Origin of the sequence: Enterococcus sp. HMSC061C05 (assembly GCF_001814765.1) — a bacterium.
Taxonomy (GTDB): Bacteria; Bacillota; Bacilli; order Lactobacillales; family Enterococcaceae; genus Enterococcus_B; species Enterococcus_B lactis.
In genome coordinates, this window is the sequence record NZ_KV817736.1 from 32,122 (window position 1) to 43,340 (window position 11,219).

The 11,219-nt window shown below is 37.3% G+C and carries 10 protein-coding genes; 3 read left to right on the forward strand and 7 right to left on the reverse strand.

All coding sequences use genetic code 11. The features are described 5' to 3' along the window. Positions 1–228: 228 nt before the first annotated feature. The 3 genes from nrdH (at position 229) to nrdF (ending at position 3,786) form a co-directional block, all read left to right on the forward strand. Entirely contained in the window at positions 229–453 is a 225-nt protein-coding gene (nrdH, locus tag HMPREF2988_RS05260) for a glutaredoxin-like protein NrdH (RefSeq protein WP_002287795.1), read from the forward strand. Between the two features lie 158 nt (positions 454–611). After that, complete coding sequence (gene nrdE / locus HMPREF2988_RS05265; RefSeq protein ID WP_002290582.1) at positions 612–2,771, forward strand: class 1b ribonucleoside-diphosphate reductase subunit alpha; 2,160 nt, start codon at positions 612–614, stop codon at positions 2,769–2,771. Positions 2,772–2,820: 49 nt separating this feature from the next. Further along, positions 2,821–3,786, forward strand: coding sequence for a class 1b ribonucleoside-diphosphate reductase subunit beta (gene nrdF, locus HMPREF2988_RS05270; protein WP_002287792.1), 966 nt, complete (start codon positions 2,821–2,823; stop codon positions 3,784–3,786). 41 nt (positions 3,787–3,827) lie between these two features. On the opposite strand, the gene HMPREF2988_RS05275 is transcribed toward nrdF, so the two are convergent. The 7 genes from HMPREF2988_RS05275 to HMPREF2988_RS05305 all read right to left on the reverse strand — a co-directional run. Beyond that, positions 3,828–6,245, reverse strand: coding sequence for a hyaluronate lyase HylB (locus HMPREF2988_RS05275; RefSeq protein WP_083314602.1), 2,418 nt, complete (start codon positions 6,243–6,245; stop codon positions 3,828–3,830). A 135-nt stretch (positions 6,246–6,380) separates the two neighbouring features. Continuing rightward, on the reverse strand, positions 6,381–7,187 hold the full coding sequence (locus HMPREF2988_RS05280) for a PTS system mannose/fructose/sorbose family transporter subunit IID (RefSeq protein WP_033650113.1): 807 nt from the start codon (positions 7,185–7,187) through the stop codon (positions 6,381–6,383). Then, a complete protein-coding gene (locus HMPREF2988_RS05285; protein ID WP_002341162.1) occupies positions 7,174–7,971 on the reverse strand; it encodes a PTS mannose/fructose/sorbose/N-acetylgalactosamine transporter subunit IIC in 798 nt (265 codons plus the stop codon). The genes HMPREF2988_RS05280 and HMPREF2988_RS05285 overlap by 14 nt, the downstream gene beginning before the upstream one ends. A 23-nt stretch (positions 7,972–7,994) precedes the next feature. Further along, on the reverse strand, positions 7,995–8,921 hold the full coding sequence (locus tag HMPREF2988_RS13250; RefSeq protein ID WP_083314603.1) for a PTS sugar transporter subunit IIAB: 927 nt from the start codon (positions 8,919–8,921) through the stop codon (positions 7,995–7,997). A gap of 212 nt (positions 8,922–9,133) precedes the next feature. After that, positions 9,134–9,823: a D-allulose 6-phosphate 3-epimerase gene (gene alsE, locus HMPREF2988_RS05295; protein ID WP_002290574.1), complete on the reverse strand. Its 690-nt coding sequence runs from the start codon at positions 9,821–9,823 to the stop codon at positions 9,134–9,136. A 56-nt stretch (positions 9,824–9,879) separates the two neighbouring features. Then, positions 9,880–10,977, reverse strand: a complete 1,098-nt coding sequence (locus HMPREF2988_RS05300) for a PTS fructose transporter subunit IIC (protein WP_070770134.1) — start codon at positions 10,975–10,977, stop codon at positions 9,880–9,882. A gap of 19 nt (positions 10,978–10,996) precedes the next feature. Beyond that, a partial coding sequence (locus tag HMPREF2988_RS05305; RefSeq protein WP_070770135.1) for a PTS fructose transporter subunit IIB occupies positions 10,997–11,219 on the reverse strand: 223 nt, incomplete at its 5' end.

The window sequence follows — 11,219 nt, forward strand, 5'->3', positions numbered from 1 at the left end:
AAAAATGAGAAAAAAATATTTTTTCATAGTTTTCCACAATTTTTTCTCTATTAGATTTGCTATTTTCCCACACGATACTTGTTTTCAGCTCTTTTTTCAAAAACACAAAACTTAGTATTCCACAGTTTCCACAACACAATATGTAGTGTTTGTTGTTTGACTTTTTTACTAAGAGTTTTATACTATCTATTATAGATAATAAGAATGTGTTTAGAGGAGGCACTCATCATGAACGTAAAAATCTTTTCTAAAAATAATTGTATGCAATGCAAGATGGTCAAACGTTTTTTAACAGAAAATCAAATCGCTTTTGAAGAAGTCAATATCGATGAACAACCGGAAGCAGTAGACTGGTTGAAAGCACAAGGATTCCAAAGTGTTCCTGTCATTACTTCCGATGCAGAAACAGTTATCGGATTCCGTCCTGATCAGTTGCGTAAACTTGCCAGCTAACATGACTAAAAGAATCAAAACAAGATACATGGATTTGAAGGGCTTGAGACAGCACCAGTTTTTGTCGCAAACTTCCAAATCCTTTTTTAAAGCTTAAAAACAATGCAATGATTTGCAATCAAGCATCATCAAATACGAAATGAAGGTTGGGCGTACGTATGAGTCTTAAAAATTTACAAGATGTCAGTTATTTCAAGCTGAATAATGAAATCAATCGACCAGTCAATGGTCAAATCCCTTTGAATAAGGATAAAGAAGCTTTGGCTGCCTTTTTTGAAGAAAATGTCAAACCAAATACGATGACTTTTCCATCTATTATGGAAAAAATCAATTACTTGATCGATCAAGAATATATAGAAGCAGAATTCATCCAATTATATTCACCATCATTTATTGAAAAGCTATATCAATTTTTGGACGAACAACATTTTTCTTTCAAATCTTTTATGGCTGCTTACAAATTTTATTCTCAATATGCGTTGAAAACCAACGACGGTTCCGCTTATCTGGAAACTTATGAAGATCGAGTAGCCTTCAATGCGCTTTACTTTGCGAACGGAGATGAAGAATTAGCACTTGCTCTTGCAGATGAAATGATCCATCAACGTTATCAGCCAGCTACACCTTCTTTCTTGAATGCTGGACGTAAACGTCGGGGCGAATTGGTGTCTTGTTTCTTGACTCAAGTCACTGACGATATGAACTCTATCGGGCGCTCAATCAACTCTGCTTTGCAATTGTCCCGTATTGGTGGCGGCGTGGGGATTACTTTATCAAATCTTCGTGAAGCCGGCGCTCCTATCAAAGGATACGAGGGTGCTGCGAGTGGTGTCGTTCCAGTCATGAAATTATTCGAAGATAGTTTCAGCTATTCTAATCAATTAGGTCAGCGTCAAGGAGCTGGTGTGGTTTATTTGAATGTGTTCCATCCAGACATTATTGCTTTCCTTTCAGCAAAAAAAGAAAATGCAGATGAAAAGATTCGCGTAAAAACTCTTTCTCTTGGTGTGATCGTACCTGATAAATTTTATGAATTGACACGTAAAAACGAAGACATGTATTTATTTAGTCCGTATAGTGTCGAAAAAGAATATGGTGTCCCATTCTCTTATGTAGATATTACAGCTGAGTATGATCATCTAGTTGCAAATCCAAACATTCGCAAACAAAAAATCAAAGCGCGTGATCTTGAAAATGAAATCTCAAAATTACAACAAGAATCTGGCTATCCTTACGTAATCAATATTGATACAGCGAACCGCGAGAATCCAATCGACGGCAAGATTATCATGAGTAATTTATGTTCAGAGATTTTACAAGTTCAAACGCCTTCTGTGATCAATGGCAAACAGGAGTATGAAGTATTAGGAACAGATATCTCATGTAACTTAGGTTCGACAAATATCGTGAATTTGATGCAAAGCCCTAACTTTGGTCAATCTGTGCGTACGATGACTCGTGCATTGACATTTATTACAGATGCATCTGATATCGATGTCGTACCACCGATCCAAAACGGAAATAAGCTGAATCATACGATTGGATTAGGTGCCATGGGCTTACACACTTATCTTGCAAAAGAACAAATGGAATATGGCTCAGAGGATTCATTAGACTTTACAAATATTTATTTCATGCTGTTGAATTATTGGACACTTGTTGAAAGCAATAATATCGCTCGTGAAAGAAAACAAGTTTTCCATAATTTTGAAAAATCAGCTTATGCTGATGGCACTTATTTCGAAAAATACGTAACTGGAGAATTCCAGCCAAAATCAGAAAAAGTCAAAGCATTGTTTGAAGGGATTTTTATTCCAACTGCTGAAGATTGGAATGCCTTGAAACAAGCAGTAATGAAAGATGGGCTATATCACCAAAATCGCTTGGCAGTAGCACCAAATGGCTCAATTTCATATATCAATGATACGAGTGCAAGCATTCATCCTATCACTCGCATGATCGAAGAACGCCAAGAGAAGAAAATCGGTAAAATTTATTACCCAGCGCCTTATTTATCCAATGAGACGATTCCATATTACACTTCTGCTTATGATATGGACATGCGTAAAGTGATCGATGTTTATGCAACAGCACAACAACACGTCGATCAAGGCATGAGTTTGACTTTATTCATGCGTTCTGAAATCCCAGAAGGTATTTATGAATGGAAGACAACAACGAAGCAAACGACACGTGATTTGAATATTTTAAGACATTACGCTTTCCATAAAGGAATCAAATCCATTTATTATGTACGTACCTTTACTGATGATGCAGAAGAAATCGGAAGCAATCAATGTGAAAGCTGCGTGATCTAATATCATAGATAGATTCGCTTATTCATATTTTAATTAAAGGAGCATTCTCATGTCAGAAACATATTATGAAGCAATAAACTGGAATGAAATTGAAGATATCATTGATAAATCCACTTGGGAGAAGCTGACGGAGCAATTTTGGCTAGATACACGTATCCCACTTTCAAATGACCTAGATGATTGGCGCACATTGTCTCAATTGGAAAAAGATACAGTAGGACATGTATTCGGCGGTTTGACACTGCTGGATACTGTCCAATCTGAAAGCGGCATGGATCAGTTGCGTAAAGATGTCCGCACTCCCCATGAAGAAGCCGTTTTGAACAATATCCAATTCATGGAATCCGTTCATGCCAAAAGTTATTCTTCTATTTTTAGTACACTGAACACGAAAAAAGAAATCGAAGAAATTTTTGACTGGACGAATACGAATCCTTATCTGCAAAAAAAAGCTGAGCGTATCAATGAAATCTACAAACACGGTACACCGCTAGAAAAGAAAATTGCCAGCGTCTTTTTAGAAACATTCTTGTTCTATTCAGGTTTTTATACTCCTCTTTATTATTTAGGAAACAACAAATTGGCAAACGTAGCAGAGATCATCAAACTGATCATCCGAGATGAATCGGTACATGGAACCTACATCGGTTACAAGTTCCAATTAGGTTTCAACGAATTGCCTGAAGCAGAACAAGAAACGTTGAAAGACTGGATGTACAACCTTCTTTATGAACTTTATGAAAACGAAGAACGTTATACAGAAGAATTATACGATCCAATCGGTTGGACAGAAGAAGTCAAAACATTCCTACGCTATAATGCCAACAAAGCATTGATGAACCTAGGGATGGATCCACTCTTCCCAGATACTGCCAATGATGTCAACCCAATCGTAATGAACGGGATTTCAACAGGCACAAGCAACCATGACTTCTTCTCACAAGTCGGAAACGGCTATTTGTTAGGTCATGTAGAAGCCATGAAAGATGACGATTATTTGATTGGATTGGAATAAGGATAAAAAATTACGCACAAGAATATTCTTGTGCGCTTTTTTTATTCCACGACAATTTGTTTTTGTGTATCCGATGTTTGCGAAAAATCAATAGTAAAGCGACCCATCTGCTCATCATAGGTAATTCCTTCACTCATGCTTCGAATAGCTTCAAAATTATTTGGTAATTCAATTGTTATTTTCGTCTTTGTATGAGCAAGATCAGCAAACGTATAACTTTTTTCTTGTTCGTTTATTTTCTTTAATACAGAAAGTGGTTTATCTGTTTTTAATCCATCTAATTCTCCACCAGTATTATCCCAAAAATTGATACCCAAATAACCGGATTCTTTTACTTTTACTGCTTGAATTTTTGGAGTATTTTGAAGAATAGTAACTGGTTCTTTTTCTGCATATTCTTTTAATCCTTTTTCGTTCACTCCTGGTAATATCACATATGCATAAGCTTCATTGATTGGATGTTTTCCATGATTGATCAAAAACTTCCGATAACTTCCATGATAAACTTCATCACTGGGAAATGATTCGTTGATTTCCCTATAAGTACCTTGCCGTTCTTCACTTATCACTTTTACTGTTTCTTTCTCAGGAAAATAATAACCGATCGATGTTTCTGGTTGACTTGATTGTAACAATAACCATTCTTTTTCACTTTGTTCGGTTGGCTGGGTAACTTCTCCTGTTTCTGTTACAACTTTATAAGTAAACTGATCGTTTAATAAACGATTATCTATAACCGTTTCAATAGACGCATTTGTGTTACCGGTAATTCCCGAACCAAGCGCAATCAATTGATCGTCAAGCACAAACCACGATTTTTTCCCTTTGACATCCATTGGCAAAACTGTCCCATTATTCTTTGTTCCAGTTTTATTTAGAGCCATACCTACCACTGCCTGACCTTCATTTGATACACCGCCAACGGCTTTTTCATTTGATCGCACAGTCGTAAAAGAAGAGATTTCATCTTTTAAAGGGACTGTATCGACCGTTGTTCCTGGCAATCGATAAGGATCGACAGTCGGCCAATAGCTTTTACCGAATTGTACATCATCCTCATTATATAAGTAGACCATCCCATCCGATGTATGCCAGCCACGTTTGTTTTCTTTATTTCCTGCTTCAAAAGAAGAGATACGGTTCGAATACATACTGATTCCTACCATATACTTACTGGTACGCTGAACAAAACGATCCATTTTATGATACATTTTTGTCCCTATGAATGGTAAATCCTTCCCTAAAATCGTCTGGTCTTCTAATAAGGATAGTGTCATGACCAGGTCATTATAATTTCTTACATTCGTTATATAATACGAAGGGTTCAATTGCATCCAATATTTGACTGCTTCTTTTAGTTCCTTTTGCTTATCTTCTGGTGCAAATTTTGAAACAATCAATAAATTATACATCGTTGAAGACCCGTATCCTACCTTCGTCTTTGAAGGCGCACGTGAAATAGCGCGTCCATTCACCATGGGAAGCATTTCACCTTGGTAAATCAAAGGAATAAAGGCCTTCTCTACATTTTCTACGAAAGCGTGAATGGCATCAGAAGCTGCTGTATAAGAAGTCCCATCCACAATCGTAAAAATCTGTCCGACTCCTTTGATTAGTACATTCCCGTAAGAACCTGTATAAGGAATATCATTATGCTGGATAAAGGAACCATCTGCGTAAAACCCATCTCCACTTGTCACGAGTTGAAAAACATCTTTGATTCCATTCACTGCTTGATGGATTTTTGTGGCATCTTTTTGTAAAATACCTACTCCTAAAACAGTCAATGATAAGTCTGTTCGATTGGCACCGGTCGTTGAAAAGTTAGGGATAAATGCAAGGTCTACAAATGAATCTTGTGGTTTAGTATATAATTGCTGGAATGGATCAGGTACATATTGACTCAAAATAGCTGTATATTGTTGGATTTTTTCACTGGATAGCTCTTGGTGCAACAGTAGAAGGATATTCACAAATTTTTGTGGGATACCAATTTGCCAATCCCACCAATTTCCATAATACTTTTTCCCATCATATCCTTTTTTGGTAATCATAAAATCGATTCCCTCTTTAATTGCTGCAGCAACCTCTGGCTGTTGATAAAGTGTTGTCCCTTTTGTTTTATAGGCATAAGTAAGTTTTTGGAGTTTCGTAAATTGTGTCGTCAAATCTGCTGAAGAAGTATTTCCCGATTCAAGTGGCCATAGATAGGTCCGGTCAGGTGATTGATCCAATGTTTGATATAAATTTTCCGCTTCTTTTGATAACGCTTCTATATATGCTCTTAATGACTCATTTTCCGGACTTTCTTTTTCAAAGACAAGTTGACTTTTCCATCGTTCTTCCATCTTTTGAAATTCATCTTCCTCGGCAAAGGTTGATATACTCATTCCAAATAAACTAATTAAACTAAGCATACTCATCAAAAGAAGCCTTTTACTCAAACCTTTTTTCTCCATCTTTGCTCCCTCTTTCTCATCAGATTGTATGAATATATAGAGGTTAAAATCACATTTATCTTAGTGAATGAGAAAACCGCTTAGCCTCTACTTTTTGGACAAATATGTGAACGGACGTATCTCACTTTTCCTTTTTTAAGCTAAAATACCAAACGCACTTAATGCAATGGAAAGAATCAAAATGATCCAGATTACTCGTGTGGAATTCAATTTCTTTTGTCCCAACATCCAATAAGTTAATAAAACAAGTAATACTGGAACAAGAGAGGGTAAAATAGCGTCTAATGTATCTTGGATAACTAATTCCACACCATCTTTTTTATAAACAAATGGGACCGTTGCCTTTACCACGGAAGGAATCAAAGCACCAATTACCGTGACACCTAAAACTGTTGCGGCATTAGTGAATGCAGATAATTTGTTTTTCAAAGTTGTGACAAGTTTGACTCCTTGTTTGTATCCTAATGGTAATAATGCAGCCCGTCCAAATAATAAAGCGATATTCGCGATGACCCAAATCACACACCCAACAATTGAGCCACTTTGAGCTAATGTTCCTGCGATCGATCCAAAAATCGTTCCCCAAATCACATGGAACAATGAATCACCTACGCCAGCAAGAGAACCCATTAAAGCTGTTTTTAAGGCAATGATTGTGTCTTTTGCTTTGTAACCATCTTCTTCTTCGATTGCCACATCAATCCCCATGATCAAATTTCCGAAAATCGCGTTGGTATTGAAGAATTGATTATGTGTACGCATCATATCCTGTAATTGTGATTCGTCATTACCATAGAATTTTTTCAATACTGGTAATATCCCATATAAATAGCCAGAACTCATCATTCGTTCATAGTTCCAGTTCAGCTGACTTCCTAAAATATAGCGCCAACTAATCGCATTCAGCTCTTGCTTTGTTAATTTCTGGTTATTCATCCCCATCATATCCTCCTTCAAATGTTCCATTATTTGTGGCTGTCACTGTCGGATGTTCTGCTTTTTCACTATCTTTTTTAAATACAATAATTGCAGCAATCACACCGACGATTGAGATACCAAGCATTGGCACTTGTAAATAAGCGGCTAAAAAGAAACCCAATAGTAAATAAGGAATATATTGTTTTGTTGGAAGGTAATGCAACAAGATTCCTACACCAACGACTGGTAACACCCCACCAGCAGTTTTTAGTCCATTCATCAACCATTCTGGTGTATTTTCTGTGATCGTTGAAACAGCAGCATCACCGACTAAAAGCATCAATAATATCGGAATGGCTCGTGACAATCCCCAAAGAAAAGAGCCAGATAAGACTAATCGCGGTATACGATTGATTTTCATATCATCAATTGCTCTATCTACACGATGCAAGAGATAAACATTACAAAAGCGAGCGACTACATCAAGTTGCAACATCAATAAAGATACTGGAACAGCCAATCCTATACCATACTCTGCACCTTTCCCAGAGATAACCGCAAATACTGTTCCCAAGACGGCTCCTGTGAAATAATCAGGAACTGATGCCCCACCGAAAGCCGCAATCCCTAGTCTCATTAGTTGCAATGTACCTCCAACCATCAAGCCTGTTTTTAAGTCTCCCATGATCATTCCAGAAATCATACCTGCGATGGCTGGTTGTGTTAATGTATTTGAAATAAGCGAATCATTGATTGCAATAAAAGCATAAACCGTAATAAGAATAATTTGATACGCTGCTAAGTGCATACTTTCTTCCTCCTCATTTTTGTTTAATTTCTCAGTTTATCCATGAAGTCAATAACTGGATCATTTGGTACCAATTGAGCGGTTACATTTATATCCATTGCTGCAATTGATTCGAACACATCAATTTCTTCTTCTAATACTTTGATACTTTTTGTTATGTCTTTTGATCCCTCTTTATAACTCATATTTCCAACATTTACGTGTGTTAGCTTTCCTCCGGCTTTCAAATAACGTAAGACATCTGTTGGATTTTTGAATACTAGGAATAGACGCTGTTTTCCATACTTTCCTGAACGTATATTTTTCGCAGCAGATTCAACCGGCAAAACTGAAAGTCTCATCGATGTAGGCGCTGCCATTCTTAAGGAAGATTTTTGTAACGGATCTGCTGCTGCTTCATCGTTGATCACAATGATTCGCTGTGTGTGCAAACTGGGCGCCCAGATGCCCGCAACTTGTCCATGGATCAAACGCTCGTCTATCCTGACATTCACGATATTTTCTTTTCCTTTATATGCCTCATACAATTGGCTATTATCCATTGGAAGGCTTGGTTCTTTTTCGATTTCTGTTTGTTTCATTTTTTGCTTCACATCAACAATGCCAGTTGTTGCTGCTTGGATCAATTCTTTTACCGTAGCAGTTGAATTCAACGTTGCTTCTATGACTAATGGTAAAGACATCCCTGCAATAATTTCTACATTTTCTGATTCTAGATAGTTGTTTAATGCTACATTACATGGCGTGCCACCTAAAAGATCTGCAATAATCAAGGATGAGCCGTTAAGGGCTTTCATTTTTTTTAATAATTCTTCTTCGAATTGCCGATTGTCTCCATCAGGCGTCAACGCAACGACATGAACATGATCTTGCTTTCCGACGATCATTTCTAAACTTGCCTTGACGCCTTCAGCCATACTGCCATGACTAATCAATATAATATTCTGCATCACTTTTCCTCCCCAAAAATAAAATCCTACTTAACATATTATCTTTTGTACAAACACACTATAACATAGTTTATCTCATTCGTAAACCTAACATCTTAACATGTTATGCTTTTTTATTTCTGTACAATTATCTAAAAAGTATCAGCATACAAAAAAGGTGAGAGGCAAAAGTAGCTCTTAAACTTTTGCCTCTCACCTTTTTAACTATTTCCTTATTCTATACTTTTTCCAGTTGTTTCCTCATAGTCTCTTTTCATGATGGCCCATGATTTCTCAATGTCTTCGTCTAAACCAAATAATCCACTACGGCCGATGATATAGATATCTGGTCCGGCATGATCAATTCGCTTAAATGATTTTCGATTCGAAGATCCGTCCATTTCGATCAAATAATGATATCCCTTTTCTTGACGAAGTTTTCTTAAATCAACGATTTTATCTAATGTGCTTTCGATGAAGCGCTGTCCAGCAAAACCGGGATCGACTGTCATGATAGTGATTTTATCCACTAAATCAATATAAGGGAAAATAGTTTCAATAGGTGTTTCAGGATTTAATACGACTCCTGCTTTTAGCCCTGCAGCATGGATCTGATCGATCAATCGAAAGGCTAGCCCGTCTAAACATTCGACATGCATACAAATCCATTCGCATTTTTGTGCAATCAATTGATTCACCCAAAAACTTTGGTCTGTGACCATTAAATGGGCAGACATTGGTAAATGACTGATTTTTCGTACTTCCTCAATGAACCATGGAGACAATGTCAGATTAGGTACATAATGTCCATCCATGATATCGATATGATAAGAATCGACATGCTGATTCAAAAACTCAATTTGTTCCTTAAATTTATCTAGATCCATCGTCATTAAAGATGGTGAGAACAAAACTTTACTCATATATAAGACTCCTTTATTTAAAAATCAATGATTGAATCCCCGACTAAATGAAGGACTTAGAAAATCTGAATGTCTCCCAAGTCAATATCTTCTTCTTCCTTTTCCACTACGGATTCGACTTCTTTCCCCACATCTTTTTTGATAATTGCCAAAACAACGGCTGTCACAAGAACATTCACTAAGATTGCTATCCCGCCTGCCCAAGGTCTGGACATCGTCGGAATCATCAATACACCGCCAAAGGGTACTGTTGCATCGGCGCCTAGGATCATTGTCGTTGCACCACCAGCAAATCCGCCAATAGCCGTAGCAACCACACCTCGGACGATATCATTCATCACTAGTGGGATCACACCTTCGACGATATTGATCACACCCATTGGAACAGCTGATTTCAATGTTTCGACTTCCACTTTTGTATAGATGTTTTTCCGAAATATTTTTGCGACAAAGTAAGCTAATCCAAAACCAATAGGCGTCGCCGTATTTACCAATTGGAGGGCTGTAATTGGCCCATTGATTCCTTCTGCTTGCATTGTGAGAACAAAGGCAAAAACAGTTTTGTTAATTGGTCCACCATAATCAACGCCACTTAGTAAGCCGATTACACCGCCAAAAATCAACAAGGACGAATTACCTAATCCATCTAAGAAATTCGTAAGAAAAGACGTAAACAAGGCAACAGGTGTTCCAATGATATAGACCATGATTAACCCACCTAGGATGGAAGCAACAAATGGAATAATCAATGTTGGCATCAGTCCTTTTGCCCAATTTGGGACTTTCACATGGTTTAAAATAGCTAACACGAGAAATCCAGAAAGATAGCCACCTAATATCCCCCCAATAAAACCAGCCCCAATAGCATTCGCTGTCAATCCGATGATGAACCCTGGAGCAATCCCTGGTTTTGCTGCAATAGAATAAGAAATCCCTGTTGCAATGACTACAGGAAGTAACCCTAAACCAGCGCCTCCCATTGTTGCTAAAGCATCAAAAAAAGAAAATTTACCTTGTACCAGTGTCCCTTGACTTGTTCCACCGAACGCCATCCCGATAGCAATCAAGAACCCTGATCCACAAACGATTGGAATCAAATAAGAAATCGCTGTCAATAAATGTCCCTTTAAATTTAACTTTTTTATCTTTTCCATCTTTTTTCCCTCCTTATGATCAAACAAGTTGTTTTTCAATTATTTCTTGTGCTTTTTCGATCAGTTTATTGGGTGACTTTACGGCTATTTCAGTGGGGACTTGAATGATACGTTTTCCTTCAAATCGTTCTCTGCCGCTTATTTTCACATCAATTGCCAGAATCACGAGATCTGCTTCTTTTATTTGCTCTGGGGTTAATTCATTCTCGATTCCAATCGTTCCTTGCGTTTCGATATGCATC